The organism is Bradyrhizobium sp., from assembly GCF_016213215.1.
In the GTDB taxonomy this organism is placed as follows: Bacteria; Pseudomonadota; Alphaproteobacteria; order Rhizobiales; family Xanthobacteraceae; genus Bradyrhizobium.
In genome coordinates this window covers 19,319-40,386 of record NZ_JACRAW010000097.1, presented here as the reverse complement: position 1 = coordinate 40,386, position 21,068 = coordinate 19,319, and the positions used below count along the sequence as shown (strand labels likewise).

The window sequence follows — 21,068 nt, the reverse complement described above, 5'->3', positions numbered from 1 at the left end:
GCCTCAGTTGTACTTCGCGGCGCGCGCCCGCAGCTTGTCGAGCCCCGGCTCGGACAGATTCCAGGGCGTGCCGGGATGCAGGCAGCCGGCGGTGCACTTCTCCGCCACCTTCACGATGTCGGCGAACTTCGCGCCCTTTGGGTTGACCACGATGGCCTGGCGTTGGGCGTTGTAGGCGAACACGCCTGGCGCCAGCATCGTGCATTCGTCGCAGGCCGAACATTCGGGCGAGTCCACCCAGCAGGGCTCGTAGTCCGCCGCGGCGCCGTTGGACGTCGCCGGGCCCGCAGGCTGCTGCGCGGCGCCCGGTATGGCAGCGTCCGACGACATCGTGCCGGCGAACCCAAGGCTGGCGCTGATGCGCTGCATGAGATCGGCCCGCACACGCTCGGTCAGCGCGGCCTCGTCCACCGACGCCTTGCCCGTGACGTCCTTGAGCTGGCGCCAGAACTGCAGCCGCTCTTCGCTGGCCCGAACCAGCTCCTCGGCAACGACCAGCCGGATCTGCCGGCCCTTGGGATCCGTGGCCCAGATATACGGGAAGCGTCCGCCGCGTTCGTCGGCAGGCATCGCCAGCAGCTCGGCCAGCGGGATCATCGCGTCGTTCCAGGTCTCGGGCGGCGCCTTGCGGAAGTGCTTGGCGAAGCGCGCCTCGGTGGCCGCGAAGTCGGCGAAGGTCACCGGCAGGTCGAGCCGCGCCTTGGCGCCGGCCTCGTCCACGTATTCCAGCGAATAGGTCGGCCAGTCCGCTTCGGGCGACGGGTTGCCCTCGAGGCTCGCGCACTCGCTGAACGTGACGCCCGCATCCGGGTCGTAACGGAACAGCGGGTAGGCGCGGCTTTCCACAGCCAGCTTGCTCTGCGCCACGCTGCGATCGTCGCCCACGCCATGCTCGGGTGGGCACACCGCGTAGATGTTGAACAGCGCCGGCCGGCGGGCGTTGAGGCCATCGATGTAGCCTTCCAGCAGGTGCGTGACGTGGGCAATCGTACTTTGCAACACAAACGCGCTGCGGTGCGCCATGCCGATCAGGCTCATCTCCTTGCGGATCTCGCTCTTGCCGTGGCGCGCCTGCCCATAGGGGGCCATGTCGGACACCTGCCCGATGAAGCCCGAGGTGCAGGCCTGGCCGCCAGTGTTGGAATACACCTGGGTGTCGACCACCAGGACCTTGACCGGCTTGCCGGCCATCAACATGCGCGACAGGTTCTGGAAGCCGATGTCATACATCGCCCCGTCGCCGCCCATGCTCACCACCGGCGGGCACAGCGCCCATTCCTCGTCGCTGAACTGCTCCCAGCCGAAGCGTTGGAAGAACGCACTGTCGCGCTCGTCGGCGTACTCGCCCTTGAGCTCCATCTCGGCCATGCGCACGGCCTTGAAGCCCTCGGCCATCTTGGCCATGTGGCCCTCGAACAGGCCCATCGCCACCGACGGCGAGTCCTGGAACAGGTGCGAGGTCCAGGGCAATGGATAGGGGTGGTACGGGTAGGTGCTGCCCCACACCGACGTGCAGCCGGTCGAGTTGACCACGCCCATGGATGCGCGGCCGCGCCCCGTGGGTCCTTCCAGGTAGCGCCAGCGCAGATCCTTCAGCGCTTCCATGAGCCGCGCGGTCTGCTTGACCCAGTCCGGATCCAGTGGCTGCGAAGGCTTTCCTTCGCCGAGCGTTGCCGCCAGGGTCGACAGCGTCAGGTCGTGCGCGGCGCTCGCCTCCACCGCCCGCACAACGGCGCCGGTGTCCGAAAGGTCGACCGCCTGCACCAGGCGCAGTCGCATGTGCTGCTCGAGACGCTGGATCAGGTCGTCCAGCCGCGCCACGAAGGCCTCGCCGCGCGGCTGCATCAGCGCCGCCACGGTGCTGACGAACAGGTGGATCGCCGTCTTCTCGCCGCAGCCCAGGCACGCTCCGTCGCCGCAGGTCATCGCGTTGTAGTTGGACTTGTCCAGCAGCAGCGTCTCCAGCGCGCCGATCTTCTCGTCCAGGCTGTCGATGCGGCTGAAATCCTTGGACGTCGTGGGCAGGTCCAGCCAGAAGCTCCAGTCGCGTCGCAGCGCGGCAACGGAATCCTCGGTCTGCGTCACCATCTTCAACGCGTTGTCCTCGCACACGTCCACGCACAGCGCGCAGGCCTTGCAGGTCAGCGGGTTGACGGTGATCGAGAACAGGCCGCCGCTGCCCGGCGCCTTCTTCTCCTTCTGGTTCCAGTAGGGCTTGGTGGTGGCGAAGGCGAAGTCGCCGAGCTGGCCTTTGAGCCGCTCGAACTCGGCCGCGAGTTCCTCGCGCTCCTCGGCCGGCGCCTCGGATATGGTTGCGGCGATGGCCTGATCGATTAGCGGCCGCACGGCCACGCCGTCGTTCGGGCCGATCAGCGCACGCAGCTTGCGCTCGGCGGTGCGCACCGTGCGGCGCAGGAAGCGCGTGGGCGCGCCGCCGCGTTCCACCCGGTTGAGAGCGGTGGCGAACACCTCGCTTACGCTGCTGACGAGACCGGGCAGCGCGCTGTCGGGGCACGCGGTGTAGCACTTGCCGCAGGCGGTGCACTTGTCAGCGATCCACTGCGGGTGCTCGAAGCGGATGCCCGTCATGTCACGGAAAAGGCCGGTGGCCGCAGGAATCAGCGACGCGCCGATGAACGGGTCCAGCAGGTTGTCGCTGCCCTTGCCGGTGGCGTAGAAGTGGCCGGTCTGCTCCCAGAAGCGATGGATGTCGGCCACCGGCGGCAGCGCCTTGGCGTCGCCAGCGGGGCAGCGCTTGAGCATGATCGGCAGCGCGCTCTTGCCGTCGGCCGGCGCAGCTGCGCCGACCGTCTTGTCGGTGATCTCGCGGATCTCCAGGTAGCCGCGCTTGACGACCGTGAGGTTGTTCTGCACCACCCCCACGCCCTTGGCGCCGAACTTGCTCTCGAGCTGCTTCTGGATCGCGCGGAACAGCGTCTCCTCGGTCAACCCGGCGTTGGCGCGCACCGGCGAAGCGGCGAAGAACGCGCCCTGGAAGGCGTTGCCCTGCATGCGCAGCTGCAGTTCGGCGCTGCCGGCCTCTTCACGGGCGATCTGGAACGCGTCGAGGTAGAAGACACGCAACTGCTGGTCGACGATCTGCTGTTGCGCCCAGCGCGGGAATGAGGCCCAGGTGCCCTCCCCCAGATTGCTCTGTATGATGAACACGCCGCCCTTTTTCAGCCCCGACAGCGGATTGCTGTGGCCGAACACGGCCGGATCGGGCGACAGCACCACGTCGACATAGACGAACTCGCTGTTGACGCGGATGGGCTCGGGTGCTGCCGAGAGATAGTAGGTGGTAGGCTGGCCCTTCTTCTCGCTGCCATATTTGGGATTGGCCTTGATCTCCCAGCCCAATAGCTCGAACAGCGTCATCGCCAGGTTCTTGCCGGTGGTGATCGCGCCCCAGCCGCCGATCGAGTGCATGCGCGCGGTGATCGCGCCTGTTGGCATCAGGTTGGGATTTTCGCTGCCGCGCACCACTACCTCGCGCGCGTGCGGATAGGCGGCCTGGAAGCGCTGCTGGTGCAGTTCGTCCTTGGGGTGCACGGGCTCGCGCGCCACGTCCACCGACAGGTAGAAGAACGGCCGCTTCGCGCCCGACGGCAGCATGTTCTCGATCGCGCCGATCAGCCCCTCGGGCTGCAGGTCGCGTGAGCCCAGGCCATAGCAGCCCGAGTACAGCCGCGGCATCTCGTGGGCAGCGATCGCGGGGTAGCCGGCGTGCGGCAGCGGCGTGGAAGCATCGGCCGCGGCGTTTTCCAGGCACTTGTGCAGCGCTGCGCGCACCTCGCGCATCAGCGGCAGGTCCTCGGCCAGCGGCTGGTCGGTGCGCTCGAGCACCGCCACGCCCTTCTTGCCGCGCAGCACCTTGCCCACCAGGTCGCCCGGGAAGGGGCGGAACATCGTCAGATTGACCACGCCCACCTTGAGTTGGCGGGTGGCACGCAGGTAGTCGGCCACGGCCTCGGCCTGCACGATCATGCTGCCCATGCCGAAGATCACGTAGTCGGCGTCGTCAGCCTTCCAGCTGCTCAAACGCGCGTAGCGGCGGCCGGTCAGCTCGGCGTACTCGGCCATGCAGCGGTCGGCCAGCGGCTGCACCTCGTCGAAGAAGTATGGACGCTGCGCCGCGACCGACTGCATGTAGGCGTCCTGGTTCTGCACCGAGCCCGACACGAGCGGCACGTCCACGTCCCACAGCGAGGGCACGCGGCGGCGCTTGGGGCCGTAGAGCATGGCCTGGGCCGACGTGGGGCTGTCGATCAAGTCGTCGGGCTTGCCCAGATACTCGGCCACCAGCGCCCGCTCGGGCAGTGTGGCGGATTCGATCAGGTGGGTAGTGAGGAAGCCGTCCTGACCGACGATGGCCGGCGTGAGCGACAGCTCGGCCACCTTGCGCGCGATCAGGTTCAGGTCGGCCGCCTCGGTGGCGCTCTTGGCCATGACCTGGATGAAGCCGGTGTCGTCGACGCAATGATAGTCGTCGTGACCGGCGTGCACGTTCAGGCTGGCCTTGGTGATGGCGCGGCAGCCCATGTTCAGCACGTAGGGCAAGCGCTTGCCCACCGTGGCGTACAGGCTCTCGTGCATGAAGGCGATGCCCTGGCCCGACGAGAAATTGGTGGCGCGCAGCCCGGTCATCGACATGCCCGCGGTCACGGCGGCGGCGGCGTGCTCGCTTTCGGGCTCGACGAAGATCAGCGGCCTGTCGCTGATGTTCAGATGGCCGGATGCGGCCTCCTCGGCCCAATACTCGCCCATCTGCGTGGACGGGGTGATCGGGTAGGCGCCTGCGGCGTCGGAGGCCTCGCGCTCCACGTGGATGATCGCGGTGTTGCCGTCCACCGCATCGCGGACGCCGGGATACTTCACGGTCGTGACTAGGTCTGCCGTGCGGCCGCCGACGGCGCCGGCCAGCGTATCGATCACTTCCTTCAGCATGGTCGTGTCCTTTGTGCGCAAGAGATGCGCAGCTGCGGGGCTGTTGCCGTGCAATCCGGCATTGCGTTCATTTCACTTCGACGCCGTTGCAAGTTCTTCAGGCGCATCGCGGGCTCTCCATCCGGTCTCAGCTCCGCAGCGGGAGCGCGCCCTGGCGCAGGATCTTCTTGGCAGCCACGCCGCGCTGCGGCTGGCCGGCGTCGTCGTACCAGACAATGGCGCCGGTCGCGCAGCGGTCGATCGCCTCACGGCGGGCTTCGCCGATGCGCGCAGGATCGATGTCGACCAGGTTGTCGCGCACGGTCAGCAGGCCCGGCGCGGCATCGGTCACGCACTTGCCGCAGGCGGTGCAGGCCACTTCGCACGCGGCCTCGGCCAAGTCGCCCTCGGCCCGGTTGTGGCAGGCCACCCACAGCCGGTGCTTGACCAACTGCAGCGACAACAGTCCCTTTGGGCAAACCTCGACGCAATCGTTGCAGGCGGTGCACTTGTCCATGTCCACCGTGGGAAGGCCGTGCATGTCGAGGGTGATGGCGCCCTGCGTGCACACGGTCGTACAATCGCCCAGCCCCAGGCAGCCCCAGACGCATTCCTTGCCGCCACCGCTGACCACCGCCGCCGCGCGGCATGTGGACAGGCCTACGTACCGCGCGCGTAAAAAGGCCACATGGCGGCCGCCGGCGCAGGCCAGGCGCGCCACGCGCTTATCAACTTCGCCGACAGCCACGCCCAGCAACGCCGCAATGGCCGCCGTTTGCGCCGGGCTGCTCACGGTGCATTGCGCTGGCGCGGCGTCGCCGGCGACCGCCTGCTCCGCGAAGTTGCGGCAGCCGGCCATGCCGCAAGCGCCGCAATTGCTCTTGGGGAGTAACGCCTCCACCGCGTCGATCCGCGGGTCCTCGTGAACGAAAAGACGCCGGTTAGCTACGGCCAGCATCCCGGCCAGCAGGGTGCCCAGCCCGGCCATGAAACCACCAGCGATGCCGACGACGGCGAACTGCTCCACCCGATGGCTCCCCACTTACCAATTCGCCGCCCAAATCCTGGCGTGCACACGCTGCAACGACCAATCGGGCCTGCTGGGAAGCCGCAGTTGCCCTACTCGCGGCATGCGTGCATGCCACTTTCAGGTGCATGCAAGTCGCAGCCGCTTCAAACCATCCTTGGGACGGCGCTTTTCGAGTACGCCAGAATGGACGTGACAATATCTACTTGTCGAGAAGCCAGTGAGCGCCATTACATTGTAAAGATGTCATCGTGTCACAGCATGGACCTCGCGCCGTGCAAATTCGTGAATTCTGTAAATTCGCGGAGGATCCGATGACCGACAGACTTTCGCGAGGCGCGCGGGGCAGCGACCGAATAGTCGCAAATGACACCTATACTCAAATTCGCAGATAGCAAGATTGTCATTACCCCCTATAGAGAGCAGAGCTCCCAGCGATCGCCCTTCGGGGTCACGTCGCCGGCGTATCTGAGTTCGAACGCGTTCGCTCTGGTCCGCCGCTCTGTCTATCCCTCAGCCGCCCCTCGAGCTCTTCCTCTTCGTCGTCCTCGATCCGGTCATCATCGATGACGTCGGCAGCGTGCCGAAGATGTCGAACCGGTTCTCATCCGCTCCACAAACGTGGCGTACGCTTTCCCATCGACGGTCGTCCGTTCGGCTTCGTTGATGGATGGATGCCGTTTAGCGCACGCGCGAACAGCGGCTCGTCGGCGACGCTCGTTACCGCGTTTCCGTTCACGAAGGACTCGCAGACGAGAAGAGATTCCGGCAGTCGGCGCCCGACGCTGGCAGAATGCTCCTCACCCTTGTTCGAATAATTGAACGCTGTTAGACTTTTTTGCACTGTTGAAATTTGTGTTGAGGATTCGAGGGCAGATGCTCGAAAAGCGACGGTCAAGGAGACCGTACCGCTCACCTCTCGGAAGAGTGAGATTATGCTGACCATCGCCCCCGAGCGCTCTCTTCTCCTGGTCGTCGACTTCCAGTTCCGCCTGATGCCGGCCATCCACGAAGGAGCGGCGGCGATCAGGAACGCGAACCGTCTCATCGGGGCGGCGAAGCTGCTCGGCGTCCCGCGCCTGTTCACCGAACAGAACGCAAGGGGCCTGGGGGCGACTGTCGAGGACGTGCCCGTCGAGCAGGACCGGCTGGTCCACAAGCAGTTCTTCGACGCTTGCAGGGAAGACGGCTTTCTCGACCGCATCCCAGCCGACGCGCATGTCGTCATCGCCGGATGCGAGTCTCATGTCTGCGTCCAGCAGACGGTGCTCGGCCTGCTGCAGGCGTCCCGGAAGACCTACGTGGTGCGCGACGCCCTCGGCTCGCGTCGCCCGGAGGACAAGGAAGCCGCGATCCGACGCATGGAGCGTCATGGCGCGGAGATCGTCACGACCGAGATGGTGGTCTTCGAGTGGCTTCGGACTGCCGAACATTCAAGATTCCGACAGGCAATCGAACTCATCAAATAGGCGATCGACGGCCCGTGTTCGTTTAGCGGTGAGATATCTGCACCGGCAGCGTACCGCGCGAATCGGATCGCGTTGCTTCGTTTTGGGATCGCAGAGGCGCTGCGTCCCATCGGCTCGAGCGTCGGCATCTCGGTCACCGGGTTTGTGTTGCTGCGCTATACGAGCATGATGCATGCCTCGATCGCAGAAAACATCAACCCCGTTCCGCGCTCCGTCCAGCATCTCCACCCCGCGCTGACGAACGTGATTGCCCGGGCATTCATGGATCCTCAGGCTACCGCAGGCGGCGGCTATCGTGTACTCCGACGATTTCCGTCTGATGATGTACGCCGTCGTGCCGGTGCCCGTTGTCCTGCTGCTCCGCCACACTTCGGCATCGCGGGGCACGGGTCTTGAGCACAGGCTTCAGTGTCTTTGGCGCGAATTCTGATGAAGCGCATTCTGAACCGATCGGGCAATCAGGTGCTCAATGCCGCTGGCATTCCCGATCACTCCTGCAAACGCGACATCCTTACGGTCCAGTTCGGAAACCAGCCGCGGGGCATCTTTGGCCCCGTGCAGCCCCTCGCCTGAGAACATTCCCACGACGACAACTGGCCCTTCGATCGACGCGGCCACGGCGCTGAGAGACGGCGGTTCCTCCAGGAATGCGGTGTGGACACTCCTGAATTCAGCGTAGACTTCGAGCGCTCGTGCCATTTGTTCCGTTGAATTCCGAGACCGGCAATTCTTTCTTGAGCCGTGAGCAAGCAGGACGACCCTGCACGCGTGGGGAACGAAACCGCGCTCGCACGCCGCGCGTCGCGCAAAATTCAGCACCAAGTCCGGCAGTCCAGGATCGAGCCCGAGCGGCGCCATCACCTCTACCTTCCGACCTTGACCGTTCGCCTCATCCAATAGCTGAACCAGGCGATCCCGGGTAAAATACCCGTTGGCCACAAACAGGGGATACACCAGAAGGTTCGAAGCCGTCACCGCCCCCAGGGCATCCTTGATGCTCGGCACGCCGCGGATGAAGCCGACGACGACCTCAGACGCCAGTCCTTGATCAGCCAAGGCCCGGGCGATGCGAAAGGTGCCTTCGTTGGCCGCTCCCGCCGTCCGCTCGCCATGAGCCGCGATCAGCAGGCCCGGATGAGAAGTGTCATCAGATACAATCAACGGCTGATCCAGGTAGAGAATTGCCGGATGCGCAACTACGTTCTCCGGCTATGGTACATTTCATTCATATAAATGAATATCATGATACCTAGAGAAATCAAGCGACCTTCCAGTATTCGATAGAATCGATCAAATCGATCCATATAATGAATTGGATTGGTTTAGTGTAATCCGGCATCAAGTGTGTGACCTGATCGACCAGACAGGAGCCACCAATGTCGAGCGTCATCGTCGACGCCCGCGCGCAGGCACCGAAGAACACGGTCCTTGTACTCGCGCCCGGTCTTGCGATTACCGTGGGCATTGCCCTCATCGCCTATCTCGCGTCGCACAACGTTGGATTCTTGAAGAATTACCAGATGATCATGGCGATCCTGCTGGGCATGCTGATGCGCAATGTCATCGGGATGCCGGCAGCAGCATCCGAAGGCGTGGCATTCTCCTTGCGCCGGATCTTGCGTTTTTCCATTGTTCTGCTTGGTCTGCAAATTACAGCGCAACAGGCTACCGAGGTCGGCGGCGCCGGCATCGCCCTGATTGCGGTCGGCCTGGTGACGACCCTGTTCGTTACTGTGCCGATCGGAACGGCGCTCGGCGTCCCTCGCGGGCTGTCCCTTCTCATCGGTGTTGGCACCTCGATCTGCGGCGCATCGGCAATCATCGCAGCCAAGGCTGCCGTGCAGGGCGATGACGAGGACGCTGCTTATGCGATCGCCAGCATTACGCTTTTCGGCACAGCCTCGATCTTTCTCTATCCGATCATCAATGGCTTCCTGCACCTTTCACCGCACGACTTCGGCCTGTGGGCCGGCGCCTCGATCCACGAGGTCGCGCAGGTGGTGGCAACGGCATTTGATGGCGGCCCCGATGCCCTGCGAACAGGCACCATCGCCAAGCTGACGCGCGTGGCCATGATGGCGCCGGTGATCATTCTGCTGGGGCAAATGGGCTTCCGCCTCGGTTTTGGCCATGCGCACGGGAAGGCGCGTCCTCCATTTCCCTGGTTTCTCGTCGGCTTTCTTGCGATGGTTGGGGTGGCCAGTTTCATCGCCATGCCGCATACCGACGGTGGCCTGATCGACACAGCGGCCCTTTTCGTGCGCGATCATATGACCGCGATTTCGACTGCGACCGCTTTCCTGCTCTCTATGGCGATGTCCGCCATGGGCGTGCATACCGATATCCGCCACATCAGGTCGAAAGGCGTCCGCCCCCTGCTGGTTGGCCTGTTCTCGACCCTGTTCATAAGCTTGACGACGCTGGCCATGATCCGCTGGTTCACCTGACGGACGACAGGCAACCGGAGACTTCAGCGCGGTCGGGTGATATGAAGGCTAGAGGCCGGGCAGTTTTGCCTGAGCTTGATTGAGCCTGCGCAATGCGGGCGGCCAGGAAGCCTGCGTTGACCCTCGAACAGTTGCGAATATTCATTGCAGTCGCTGAGCGCCAGCACATTACGCAGGCCGCGGCGGCCTTGAACCGGACACAGTCGGCGGTCAGCGCGGCCATCTCCTCCCTCGAGAACCGGCACGGCATCCGGCTGTTCGACCGGCTTGGGCGGCGCATCGCGCTCACTGCGGCTGGCAAGACATTCCTCGAAGAAGCAAAGGAGCTGTTGGCACGCAGCAGAGCGACCGAGCAGGTGCTTGCCGACCTTGCGGAGCTGAAGATCGGATCACTGTCGCTTGCCGCAAGCCAGACGGTTGGCAATTACTGGCTGCCGCCGCGTCTTCATCGTTTCATTCAGAGCTATCCTGGTGTTTCGCTGCAACTCATGATTGGCAATACGCAGGAGGTCGCGGCGCTTGTAGCTGCGGGTGAAGTCGACCTTGGTTTTGTCGAAGGAGAGGTGCGCGACGCCTCGCTGACGACACGCGCGGTGGATGAGGACCACTTGGTCATCGTTGCCGCGCCTAACATTAAGATTCCGCGCAAACCGGATGCCGCCTGGCTTACGACCGTCCCGTGGGTGGCACGTGAGGCGGGCTCGGGAACGCGTGAGGCGTTCGAAGCCGCTCTAAGGAAGTTCGGCGTGCGATTGAGCGAACGCCGGATCGCGCTGGAGCTTCCCTCCAACGAGTCGGTTCGTGCTGCGGTCGAAGCCGGTGCCGGCCTCGCGATCATGTCGCAACTCGTGGCCGATAGCTCGATACGATCAGGCACGCTGGTCGCTCTGCCTTTGGAGCTCGCCAAACGACGCTTTTACTCGATCAAGCACAAGGAACGGTATCTGTCCCTGGCGGCTCGCTCGCTGCTCAAAATCCCCGGTGCGGAGTCCCCATCATAGGGCCATCTTAGGCGAGGAAACACTCACCCCGCCTGCTGCGTGCCCGGCGGCGAGGTACTGGAGACTGCAACGCCGCCCTCACGCGTTCTTTCTCGATGTCCGGCATGGCAGCCGTGCCGCGAACACCCGCATCTAGATCATCGGCCGTATCTGGCAGTTCGGGGGAAAACCAGTTGAGCTTATCGCGCAGGGAGACCACCGAACCGACGATGATGACCGTCGGGCCGCGTAATCCGGCTTCCCGCGCCTTCGCTGCCAGGGTGGTCAACGTACCCGTGACCACGCGCTGACCCCGCCTTGTCCCGTTGTCCACGACCGCAGCCGGAGATTCGGGGTCGGCACCTCGGGCGATGAACTCACGCATCAGTTCGCCGAGATGGGTCAGCCCCATGTAGATCGCCACAGTCTGCCGGGGCTGCAGCAGCACATTCCAGTCCAGATCGACGGCTCCGTTCTTGCCCTGGGCGGTGACAAAGATACAGGCATGGGCGTGATCGCGATGGGTCAGCGGAATTCCCGAATAGGCGGAGCACCCCGCCGCCGCCGTGATGCCCGGGCAGACCTGAAACGGAATCCCGCGCTCGGCAAGTGTCTCGATCTCTTCACCACCGCGACCGAAAATAAAGGGATCACCGCCCTTCAGCCGCAGCACACGCTTGCCTTCGCTCGCGAGACGCGCCAGCAGTTTGCTGATCTCCTCCTGCGGAAGCGCGTGGTCACTGCGCCGCTTGCCGACATAGATGCGCTCGGCATCGCCTCGGATCAGGTCCAGTATCGCCGGATCGACCAGCCGGTCGTAGACGACCACATCAGCCTTCTGCATCAGGCGCAGTGCGCGAATGGTGAGCAGGTCCGGATCCCCGGGCCCGGCGCCGACCAGATAGACTTCGCCCACCGATGGTTCGACGGTCTCGCCGCATTCGCGCTCAAGCTCCAGCAGTGCCTCGGCGGCACGCCGGGCAGCGAGGACGCCAGTGCTCGCTGGGAGCTCTTCTTGCTTCCGGGCCGTGAGCAGGGACAGATGTTTCATCGATACTCTCCGAAATCGCAGTCATAAGCGGCGTTAGCGCCACTGGGCGGCAATTTGCCCCGTTCCGCACCGGGCTTCCTGGCACCACTATGCGCTTTTCGCACGAAAGCCACGAACCGCCGCGCCCAGCGATGGCGCGAGGTGTCGCGCAAGTGGCTAAAGCTCGCCAGCAGGTTATGGACGACGATCCCGTCATGGTCGCCATCCACGCCATATCCGCGTTTCATTCGGTAGGCGAAGCGGCACGCCGGATCGATGTTCCGCAGTGCTCCATAGTGAAACTCGTGGGCCGGAATTGACGCGCGCTCCGGCCGGAATGGCCAGGGAGCGTCTGCCGTCTCATCGAGAACGACGAGACCCCGTCCCTCCGGGCGATCGCCCACGACCGTATCGGCCGGTACGACTCCAACCATCTCGTGGACTTCGCCGCGGAAGGAGATCGAACGGGTCAGATACATCAGACCGCCACATTCGGCATAGGTCGGCAAACCGTCGAGGATCGCGTCCCGCATTTGGGCCCGCATGGAATGGTTGGCGGCGAGCTTGGCGGCCTGTGTTTCGGGAAAGCCGCCACCGATGTAGAGGGCGTCTACCGGCGGGAGCTTCACGTCATGAAGGAGGTCGATAAAGACAAGCTCGGCCCCGGCCCGCTCCAGCGCTTCGAAATCATCGGTGTAGTAGAAGCCGAAGGCCGCATCCCGGGCCACCGCAATGCGAACGTCGTGCGCGGCTGGCGTATCGACGACAGCGGGGCCAGCGGGAGATCCCGCCGCGGCGGCTATCTCGATCACGCGGTCCAGATCGACGTTGCGCGCAACCACCTCGCGCATGTGCGCGAGCTTGCTGTCATAGTCGCAATCTTCGGCGGGCGTGGTCAGGCCGAGATGCCTTTCGGTGACCGCCAGCGCGTTGTCGCGGCCGATCGCGCCCAGCACCGGCACATCGGCGTAGCGCTCCAGCGCCTGACGGATTTTGGTTTCCTGCCGCGCGCCGCCGACCTTGTTCAGGATCACGCCGGCGATGTCGATCGAACGATCGAACGCGGTGTGACCCAACACCAGCGGCGCAATTCCCCGCGAGATTCCCATGGTGTCCACCACCAGAACCACAGGCGTGCGGAGCAGGCGCGCCAAGGCCGCACTGGAATCTGCTCCGGCGATATCGACCCCGTCGTGTAGGCCCAGGTTGCCTTCGACCAGCGCGATATCGCTGCCGCGGGACCGACTCCGAAAGGTGCTCAATATCTCGGTTTCCCTTTGGGTATTGAAGTCGAGATTGAAGCAGGGACGGCCGCTCGCCCGCGCCAGCCACATCGGATCGATATAGTCCGGGCCTTTCTTGAAGGTTTGAACCGACAGACCACGCGCGGCGAGCGCTCCTGCAAGGCCGATCGATACCGTGGTCTTGCCCGAAGATTTGTGGGTTGCGGAAATGAACAGCCGGGCCATCCGTCACGCCGCCGCCAGAAGGCGGCCCCTGTCACGTGCGTTCCACAGGCTTTCTGCCTGCGCCTGGGCGTTTTCGGGATTGGAAGCTTCTCCCAAGGTCCTAAGCGCAATTGCCAACGTACCGGTGACGGCTGCTTCGGCATACGCCTCGACGATGTCGCCGCGCCACAACGCGCCAAGCCGGTCGAGATCCATGCTCTCATCCGGCGCCAGCCGCGGATCGGTCATGGTCGGCGGCCAAAGCTCATCGTTTACGACACCATCCTGCAAGGTGATCACCTCGCATGGCTTGTTCGGGCGGCGCTCGATCTCGCCGCCCTCGCCGCGGAATACGGACATGCGCGGTTGGCCAAGAAGCTGTGCCGCATCGCGATGGATAGCCAGATAGCCGGGATGAAAGACGGAATGCAGCGAACAGGGAGCATCGAACGGATTTAGCAGACGTGCCAGCGTGTGAACCGGCGAACGCAATCCCAGAATGGGCCTGAGTTCAAACAGTTCGGCCAGCTTCGGGCTCATCTGCTCCAGCGGCAGATAGGCAAAGTTGCTTTTCTCGATCAGGCGCACGGCGTCATCGAGATCATGCGCGACGCGCACGCCAAGACGGACGAGTGCTTCCCTTGCATAGATCCGCCCCTCGGTATGGCCTTCGACCCCGTGCATCACGACACGCCGGCCACTGCGCGCGAGCGCCAAGGCCGCCAGCAGAAACCACGGCAATTGCCGGCGCTTGCCGGCGTAGGTCGGCCAATCGACATCGACCGTTACACGCGGCATTCGCGTTTGAGCGCGAACAGCACGAACGAAGCCGGCGATTTCCTCCGGGCTTTCCTCCTTGACCCTGAGCAGCATCAGGAATGCGCCGAGTTGCTCCGGCAGCACCTCGCCGGCGAGGATCATCCGCATGGCGACTTCGGCTTCTTCGATCGTCAGCGAGCGCGTCTTGGTCTTACCCCGACCGAGGATATTTATGAAACGCGCGAAAGGATGTGGTTCACGACGCATCACGCGGCATCACTCCTTTTCGTCCGCATTTCAGGCAGGAACGGCATTAACCGCAGCGCCAGCGTCGTCAGCAGCATCGCCAGCGAAATTCCGCTCAGGCCAAGAACAAGCTCCGGCAGCGATGGTTGATAGCTGGCAATGACGCCATCGAAGAAGGAGCTGGACACCTCCATTCCCGGGAACAGCTTCAGGGGATAGGCCTGCCCGCCGATGATGATGACGTAAATCTGGGCGACGCCGCCGATCAGGAACAGCACGGAAGCGAGCGGAAGCGACCAGCGAACCGTTGCGGAATCCCGCGCCCTTGCGAGCAATCCAAGCGGCAGCAGCGTGCCGCAGACGATCTGCCCGCCCCAGAACGCCAGCGTGTAAACACCGCCATCGCGCAGCAGGAACAGTTCGACGCCCTGATGCCCTCCCGTATAGAACTTGGTGAGATGATGGACGATCGTGAAATACAGGACTGAGAGAGCGAAAATGCTCAATAGTCCACGGAATTTGCCGGCAATCTCCTCCGTCGCCAATTCATTTCCCGTCTCACGGCTCATCACCACAAGGACGAGCACCATGAACGCAAGGCCGTAGAGAAAGGAGGCGGCAATGAACAGCGGCGCCATGATCGCCGCATCGTAGGCCTCGCGCGCGGCGAGGAAGCCGAAGATCAGGCCGGTGCCTGTCGTCAGAATGAGGCGCCAGCTGAAGGCGACCCAGGCCATCGTGTTGCCTAGCACCACCGACTGCGATGCCCGGCGATCCATCATGGAAAAGAGATAAGCACCAACGACAAGGACGAAGCCGGAATAGAGATAGATATTCCAGGCGAAGATCGATTTGAAATTGTAGGTGGTCATGGCGACCACGAGCCGCTCCGGCCGGCCCAAGTCCAGGACGAGAACGGCGAGTCCCCCAACCAATAGAGCAATGGCGACAATGCCCGACAGGCGGGCATACGGCTTGTAAGCCAGACGATTGAACACCGACGAGATCGACGCAAGATTGAGCGCGCCAGAGGCCGCCAGGATCAACAACACCGCGAACACGTGCGGCAGCCCCCACACGATCTGATTGTTCATCCCGCTGACAATGTGGCCGTGCTCCTCCATATAGAGCGCAGCGCCGAAGCCAAGCGCGAGCACGACGACGTGCAATCCGACCAGGACCCATAAGGTCGGGCGGTGCTGTTCGAGCCTGTGGAACTTGAGCTTCGTCACTCCGATTACTCCGCTCAAAGGTTCCGGTAGCGCACGGCGGGCTCGAGCCCGAGATCGGCGCGAACTTGGGAGGTCGCGTATTTCGCGACCGCTTTAGAAACCTCGCTGGTCGGATCATTGAGATCGCCGAACGTCATCGCACCGCCTCCTTTGACTGCACAAGCTTCGACGCAAGCGGGAAGCCTTGCGCTATCGAGGCGATGGACGCAGAACGTACAGGCTTCGACCGTTCCTTTGCCGCGCGGCGCCCACGGCTTCTGATCGGTCAGCGGCTGATGAACGAACGAACGGGCCTTGTACGGACAGGCCATCATGCAGAACCGGCAGCCAATGCAAATGTGCTTGTCAACCAGGACGATACCATCCGCCCTCTTGAACGACGCCCCCGTCGGGCAAACGTCGACGCAGGCCGGCTTGTCGCAGTGCTGGCACATCACCGGGACCTCCCGATACTCGCCGGTCCGCCCGTCGCGTAGCTTCACTTTGCGGATCCACTGCGGGTCGGTTTCCGGCCGACCGTTCTGCTGCCAGCCGTTCTCGTCGCGGCAGGCCGTCACGCACAAATCGCACCCTGCCGGACACTTGCTGAGGTCGATCAGGAGCGCCCAGCGCACTTTCGAGGAAGCTGGTGCTTCGGACGCGTGCCCCGCTGCGCCGAACGCATACAGGGTCACCCCCGGTGCGAGCAGCGTGACCAGGAAGCCGCCGGCGCCCCGCAGTAGCACGCGGCGATCCACGACCGGGTGAGATCCGTACGATTCGGCGCTCATTGTCCGACGTCCCGCAGATATTGACTGATCGCGGCGACTTCCTTGTCGCCCGGCTGGACAGCCGCCGCCTTGCCCGGCGCTTGCGGCCGCGACGCATGACACTCGAAGCAATCGATCGAGACCGCCGCGTAGGTGTGGCAGGAACGGCAAAAATGCTGCGGGCTGTCAAAGCTCACTGGCCTGCCATCGGCGCCGGCAACGGCGTGGCAGTCCACGCAGCCGTTCAAATCGTACTGCTGCGTGCGTACGCCGAGGCGCACCGCCTCGCTGCGGTGACCCAGCAGCATCTTCATGTGGTTTCGGCGCATGAAGTCGGTATCTGCGACGCAATGCTCGCCCCGGCCCTTCGGCGGTTGCGGCGCCAGCGTCCCGCTCTCCGCCGACGCGCGCATTCCCGCCGCCGCTAAGACGGCAACGCCCATGAACAAACCGAGCGCTATGGCCGCGCGGCGCCGCATCACCTACTCTCCAAGGCCCATCTGGATGTATCCGGTCGGGCATACATCCATGCAGATGTGGCAGCCGACGCATTTCGTGTAGTCGGTCGTGACGTAGCGGCCGACGGCGCGCTCCTTCTTCGGGACACGCTGCACCGCGGTCTGCGGACAGAAGATCACGCAGTTGTCGCACTCAAAGCACAGGCCGCAACTCATGCATCGCCCGCCTTCCTTGCGCGCCTGCTCCTCGCTCAGGCCCTGCATGCGCTCGTCGAAGTCGCCGAGCACATCTCCTGCACCGACATGACGTTCGCCGCGCCGGTGGCGCGCGAGATAGCCGAAATGCCCTTTGAACAGGTCCTCGTGCGAGATTACCTGGCTCGCCGAACGATCCTCATAATTATGGATCGCAAACTTGCCCGCCGCGGTTCCGCGGCTTTGCGTGTAGTCATAAGGCTCGGGATCGAGACCGCGCGCGTGTAGTTCCTGAAGGAGATCGAACTGATGCACGTCGACCTTCGGCCGCTTGTCCTCCGGCAGGCCAGCGAGAAAGCGGTCGATCGTTTCGGCGGCGATACGGCCATGGCCGATCGCCGTGGTCAGAAGATGCGGCCGCACAACGTCGCCGCCGGCGAAGTATTTGTCGACGTTCCGGACCTTGCATGAGCCGTCGATCGCGATGGCGCCGCGGCCACCGTCGAGCTTCTCCAGACCGTCGGCGAAGTCGGCCATCTGCCCGATCGCGGAGACCACCATGTCGCAGGGGATCTCAAACTCCGTGCCTTCGACAGGGATGGGGGTCATCCCTTTCATCGTGCACTGGCACATGCGCACGCTGGTCGCGCGGTTGTTGTCATCCTTGACGATCTCGAGGGGCATGACGCCACCCCTGATCTCGACGCCTTCGCGCCTCGCGTCTTCGCGTTCGTGCTCGGCAGCCGTCATCTGCTCGACTGGAAACAGCGAAGTCAGCACGACCTCCACGCCCTCGCGCCGCAGCGTTCCCGCGACGTCATGAGCTGTGTAGCCGAACACCGCATGCCCGCCAGCGTCATGTTGGTGCGCCGTTCGGATATGGCCGAGGCGCCGCGCCACCGAAGCGACGTCGATCGAGGTATCTCCCCCGCCGACCACCACGATGCGCTTGGCGGTCGAGAACACCCAACCGCGGTTGAACGCGTCGAGAAACTCGACGCCGGTAATGCAATTCTCGGCATTCGCACCCGGAACCGGCAGCGGCCTTCCCTTCTGCGCGCCGCACGCCCAGTAAACCGCGTCGAACTCCCTATCGAGGTCCGCGAGCGAAACGTCCTTCCCGACCCTCACGCCGAGACGCGCCTCGATGCCGCCGAGCGCGAGAATGCGGTCGATCTCGGCGTCGACCATCTGACGCGGCGTGCGATAGGCCGGAATGCCGAAGCGCATCATGCCGCCGAGCTTTTCATTCGCTTCGAACACGACGACCGCATGGCCCTTTCGGCGAAGGAAATAGGCTGCCGCCAGGCCCGCCGGGCCGCCGCCCACGACCGCCACGTGCTTGCCATCGAGCGCCGGCGCGCCAGGCAGCGCGAGCTTGTTTTCGATGGCCCAGTCACCGACGTACTGCTCCACGGCATTGATCCCGACGAAATCGTCGACCTCGTTGCGATTGCAGCCGTCCTCGCACGGCGCGGGGCAGACCCGGCCCATGGTGGCAGGGACTGGATTGGCGTCCACCATTCGCAGGAAGGCATATTCCTGCCACTTCATGCCCTCGACCGGCGGCTTGTCCATGCCGCGGGCGATCGCCAGCCAGCCCCGGATGTCGTGGCCGGAGGGACAACTCCCCTGGCATGGCGGGGTCCGGTGGACGTAGGTCGGACATTTGTAGGAATGGTCGGCCTGAAAGATCTTCTTGGTCAGATCGTTCCAGTTCCACATCGACTCGCCATTCTTGAAGCGGCGGAAGCTGTGCTTGGGGGTTGAGACCGTCTCGTTCATCACCGACTCCTTCACGCCTCAGCCAAGGCGGCGTCGCCCTTCCCGTCCAACTCCGCTTCCTGGCGCGATCCGGTCAGGACCAGCGCGTTCGAAACCATCTGATGGACGCTGACGATCGAGTCCATCTCGAAGCCGTATCGCGGCAACACTTTCGAGAACTGCGCCTTGCAGATGGCGCAGATTGCCGCCATGTGCGTCACACCATGCTCGTCCGCGACGTCGCGAAGCGCGCGCATGCGCGGCATCGCGCCTTTCAGGCGAACGTCCATCAATTCATCGGTAAGCAACCCGCCGCCACCACCACAGCACAAGGTGCTCTCGCGGATCGTTTCCGGAGCCATATCGAAGAAATGATTGCAAACCGCGCGAAGGATGGCGCGAGGAATCTCAAACTGACCGCCGGGCATTCCGCCCATGCCCGAGCCGCGCGCCACGTTGCAGGAGTCGTGAAACGTCAGGCGAACCTCATCGTTCTTCGACTTGTCGAAGCGCAGTTGGCCCTTTTCGATCAGGTCGTATGTGAACTCGCAAATATGCTGCGGGACCGGGTAGTTCCTGTCGAGAAAATCGAACGGTCCGGCCAGCGTATCAAGGAAGCTGTAGGCAACTCGCCAGGCATGGCCGCATTCGCCGAACACGATGCGCTTGACGCCGAGATCCTGGGCCGCCTTGCGGATGCGCAATGCGATCTTCTGCATCGCCTCCTGCGATCCAACAAACATGCCGAAATTGGCCGCTTCGGATGCCTGGGTGCTAAGAGTCCAGCTGATACCAGACTGGTGCAGGACCTTGGCGTATCCGATCAGACCCTCCATGTGCGGCGACGCGAAGAAGTCCGCGCTCGGGGTGACCAGCAGAATGTCGGCGCCTTTTTCATCGAGCGGAAGACGGACCGGCAAGCCCGTGTCCTCCTCAATGTCGTCCTCAAGTCCGGCCAGCGTTGCCTTGAGCGCCTTGGGGTTCAGACCGAGGTTGTTGCCGACGCTGAAGACCTTTCCGATGATCTCATTGGAATATTTCTGACCGAGCCCGATGCTGTCCATGATGTCGCGCGCGGCCATGGAGATTTCGGCCGTGTCGATACCATACGGACAGAACACCGAGCATCGCCGACACTGGGAGCACTGGTGGAAGTAGCTGTACCACTCGTCGAGCACGTCCTTGGTGAGATCCTGCGCTCCGACCAGCCAGGGGAACAGCCTGCCGCTCAAGGTGAAGTAGCGCCGGTAGACCTTGCGAAGCAGGTTCTGCCGCGCGACAGGCATGTTGTTCGGGTCACCCGTGCCCAGGAAGTAGTGGCACTTGTCGGTGCAGGCACCGCATCGTACGCAGGCATCCAGATACACGCGGAGCGCCCGCGACTCCTTGAGCAGCTGCCCGAGACGGGCGATGGCTTTTTCCTGCCAATCCTCGACGAGTTCGCCCGGGAAGCCAAGCGCCTGCTGGTGCACCGGCGAAGCCACGTAGGGCTTCGACCCGACCATCGCCCCGCAGGCGAGCGTCGGCATTTCAACCGGATCGCCGCGCCCGCGCGCGACCGGATCGAAATTGCTCTGCTCTACGGCCATTACCTGGGTTCTCCTGGCCTAGCGGGGTACGGTTTCGAGCCGAACGGGCGGGACGTGGCGCCGCTCGCGGCTGTCGTCCACCTGATTGCGTGTGGGACTGAAGAACACGCCCGGCGCGTGCAGAAGCTTGGAGAACGGGAAAACGAACATCAGCAGCGCGACCAGCGCGAGATGAATCAGCAGCGCCGGATCGGCCGGCAACGGCTGCCAGTCGAAGTAGATCAGGCCGAGAAAGAAGGCCTTCACGGCAACGATATCGGTGGGGGCGATGAACTTCATCCCGAACCCGCTCGCGCCGATCGCGAGAAGCAACGCCAGCATGAGATGATCCGACGGACCGCTGATGTAGCGGATGCGCGCCACGAGAAAACGCCGAGCCCAGAGCGCCGCCAGAGCCGCGACCATCGCCAACCCTGCAAGCACCCCGAGCGGCTGGATCAGCACGACGATTTCCGGAACGGGCTGGAGGAAGTAGCGCAGGTGGCGCATGAGGACCAAGGCCAACGCCAGGTGGAACACCCAGCCGAACAGCCAGATCCACTTGTTGCCCTTGAACAGGCTACGAAAGAACACGACCTCGGAGAACATGCGCATGACGACGCCGCGTTGCGTCATCGGAGCCGGCATCGTCGGAATCTTCAGCGGCGCCGGCGTTCTGGCATAGAGCCAGACCCTGTAGCCGAGGCCGGCCATCATCACGAGCCCAGCCGCATAGAGCATCACCGCAACGACCGCCGTCAGCATCCGGT

Annotated in this window: 15 protein-coding genes; 3 read left to right on the top strand and 12 right to left on the bottom strand. The window is 63.8% G+C overall.

Annotated elements, in window-relative coordinates; genetic code table 11:
- Positions 1-3: 3 nt before the first annotated feature.
- Both HY852_RS16250 and HY852_RS16245 read right to left on the bottom strand, forming a co-directional pair.
- Complete coding sequence (locus HY852_RS16250) at positions 4-4,947, bottom strand: 2-oxoacid:acceptor oxidoreductase family protein (protein WP_291605793.1); 4,944 nt, start codon at positions 4,945-4,947, stop codon at positions 4-6.
- A gap of 127 nt (positions 4,948-5,074) precedes the next feature.
- On the bottom strand, positions 5,075-5,953 hold the full coding sequence (locus HY852_RS16245) for a (Fe-S)-binding protein (RefSeq protein ID WP_291605792.1): 879 nt from the start codon (positions 5,951-5,953) through the stop codon (positions 5,075-5,077).
- A gap of 935 nt (positions 5,954-6,888) precedes the next feature.
- Between HY852_RS16245 and HY852_RS16240 the strand changes: the two genes are divergently transcribed.
- The gene (locus tag HY852_RS16240; protein WP_291605791.1) at positions 6,889-7,422 is read left to right on the top strand and encodes an isochorismatase family protein; all 534 of its coding nucleotides are present in this window, start codon (positions 6,889-6,891) and stop codon (positions 7,420-7,422) included.
- A 405-nt stretch (positions 7,423-7,827) separates the two neighbouring features.
- Here HY852_RS16240 and HY852_RS16235 read toward each other — a convergent pair whose 3' ends face one another.
- Positions 7,828-8,583, bottom strand: a complete 756-nt coding sequence (locus tag HY852_RS16235) for a CbiX/SirB N-terminal domain-containing protein (RefSeq protein WP_291605790.1) — start codon at positions 8,581-8,583, stop codon at positions 7,828-7,830.
- A 215-nt stretch (positions 8,584-8,798) separates the two neighbouring features.
- Here HY852_RS16235 and HY852_RS16230 point away from each other — a divergent pair, with 215 nt between their 5' ends.
- Complete coding sequence (locus HY852_RS16230) at positions 8,799-9,869, top strand: putative sulfate exporter family transporter (protein ID WP_291605789.1); 1,071 nt, start codon at positions 8,799-8,801, stop codon at positions 9,867-9,869.
- A gap of 116 nt (positions 9,870-9,985) precedes the next feature.
- Positions 9,986-10,870 (top strand): LysR family transcriptional regulator, encoded by an 885-nt coding sequence (locus tag HY852_RS16225; RefSeq protein WP_291605788.1) that lies wholly within the window; start codon positions 9,986-9,988, stop codon positions 10,868-10,870.
- A gap of 7 nt (positions 10,871-10,877) precedes the next feature.
- Here HY852_RS16225 and cobA read toward each other — a convergent pair whose 3' ends face one another.
- Genes cobA through HY852_RS16180 form a run of 9 tightly spaced genes read right to left on the bottom strand, consistent with a single transcriptional unit; the run spans position 10,878 to position 21,063 of the window.
- Positions 10,878-11,900 carry a uroporphyrinogen-III C-methyltransferase gene (cobA, locus tag HY852_RS16220; protein WP_291605787.1) on the bottom strand — a complete coding sequence of 341 codons (1,023 nt, stop codon included), beginning with the start codon at positions 11,898-11,900 and terminating at the stop codon, positions 10,878-10,880.
- A complete protein-coding gene (locus HY852_RS16215) occupies positions 11,897-13,348 on the bottom strand; it encodes a cobyrinate a,c-diamide synthase (protein WP_291605786.1) in 1,452 nt (483 codons plus the stop codon). The genes cobA and HY852_RS16215 overlap by 4 nt, the downstream gene beginning before the upstream one ends.
- Positions 13,349-13,351: 3 nt before the next feature.
- Positions 13,352-14,353 carry a glycosyl transferase family protein gene (locus HY852_RS16210; RefSeq protein WP_291605785.1) on the bottom strand — a complete coding sequence of 334 codons (1,002 nt, stop codon included), beginning with the start codon at positions 14,351-14,353 and terminating at the stop codon, positions 13,352-13,354.
- Positions 14,353-15,564 (bottom strand): NrfD/PsrC family molybdoenzyme membrane anchor subunit, encoded by a 1,212-nt coding sequence (gene nrfD / locus HY852_RS16205; protein ID WP_291605784.1) that lies wholly within the window; start codon positions 15,562-15,564, stop codon positions 14,353-14,355. The genes HY852_RS16210 and nrfD overlap by 1 nt, the downstream gene beginning before the upstream one ends.
- A 14-nt stretch (positions 15,565-15,578) precedes the next feature.
- Complete coding sequence (gene dsrO / locus HY852_RS16200; protein ID WP_291605783.1) at positions 15,579-16,334, bottom strand: sulfate reduction electron transfer complex DsrMKJOP subunit DsrO; 756 nt, start codon at positions 16,332-16,334, stop codon at positions 15,579-15,581.
- Positions 16,331-16,792: a hypothetical protein gene (locus HY852_RS16195; RefSeq protein WP_291605782.1), complete on the bottom strand. Its 462-nt coding sequence runs from the start codon at positions 16,790-16,792 to the stop codon at positions 16,331-16,333. Before HY852_RS16195 ends, dsrO begins: the two co-directional genes overlap by 4 nt.
- Before the next feature lie 3 nt (positions 16,793-16,795).
- Positions 16,796-18,751, bottom strand: coding sequence for an NAD(P)-binding protein (locus HY852_RS16190; RefSeq protein WP_291605781.1), 1,956 nt, complete (start codon positions 18,749-18,751; stop codon positions 16,796-16,798).
- A gap of 11 nt (positions 18,752-18,762) precedes the next feature.
- On the bottom strand, positions 18,763-20,319 hold the full coding sequence (dsrK, locus tag HY852_RS16185; protein WP_291605780.1) for a sulfate reduction electron transfer complex DsrMKJOP subunit DsrK: 1,557 nt from the start codon (positions 20,317-20,319) through the stop codon (positions 18,763-18,765).
- A gap of 18 nt (positions 20,320-20,337) precedes the next feature.
- Positions 20,338-21,063 carry a respiratory nitrate reductase subunit gamma gene (locus HY852_RS16180; protein WP_291605779.1) on the bottom strand — a complete coding sequence of 242 codons (726 nt, stop codon included), beginning with the start codon at positions 21,061-21,063 and terminating at the stop codon, positions 20,338-20,340.
- Positions 21,064-21,068 lie beyond the last annotated feature (5 nt).

Coding starts and splice junctions, on each gene's coding strand:
- HY852_RS16250 (WP_291605793.1), bottom strand. CDS start 4,947: ATGCTGAAGGAAGTGATCGATACGCTGGCCGGCGCCGTCGGCGGCCGC.
- HY852_RS16240 (WP_291605791.1), top strand. CDS start 6,889: ATGCTGACCATCGCCCCCGAGCGCTCTCTTCTCCTGGTCGTCGACTTC.
- HY852_RS16230 (WP_291605789.1), top strand. CDS start 8,799: ATGTCGAGCGTCATCGTCGACGCCCGCGCGCAGGCACCGAAGAACACG.
- cobA (WP_291605787.1), bottom strand. CDS start 11,900: ATGAAACATCTGTCCCTGCTCACGGCCCGGAAGCAAGAAGAGCTCCCA.
- HY852_RS16215 (WP_291605786.1), bottom strand. CDS start 13,348: ATGGCCCGGCTGTTCATTTCCGCAACCCACAAATCTTCGGGCAAGACC.
- HY852_RS16210 (WP_291605785.1), bottom strand. CDS start 14,353: ATGCGTCGTGAACCACATCCTTTCGCGCGTTTCATAAATATCCTCGGT.
- dsrO (WP_291605783.1), bottom strand. CDS start 16,334: ATGAGCGCCGAATCGTACGGATCTCACCCGGTCGTGGATCGCCGCGTG.
- HY852_RS16195 (WP_291605782.1), bottom strand. CDS start 16,792: ATGCGGCGCCGCGCGGCCATAGCGCTCGGTTTGTTCATGGGCGTTGCC.
- HY852_RS16190 (WP_291605781.1), bottom strand. CDS start 18,751: ATGAACGAGACGGTCTCAACCCCCAAGCACAGCTTCCGCCGCTTCAAG.
- dsrK (WP_291605780.1), bottom strand. CDS start 20,319: ATGGCCGTAGAGCAGAGCAATTTCGATCCGGTCGCGCGCGGGCGCGGC.
- HY852_RS16180 (WP_291605779.1), bottom strand. CDS start 21,063: ATGCTGACGGCGGTCGTTGCGGTGATGCTCTATGCGGCTGGGCTCGTG.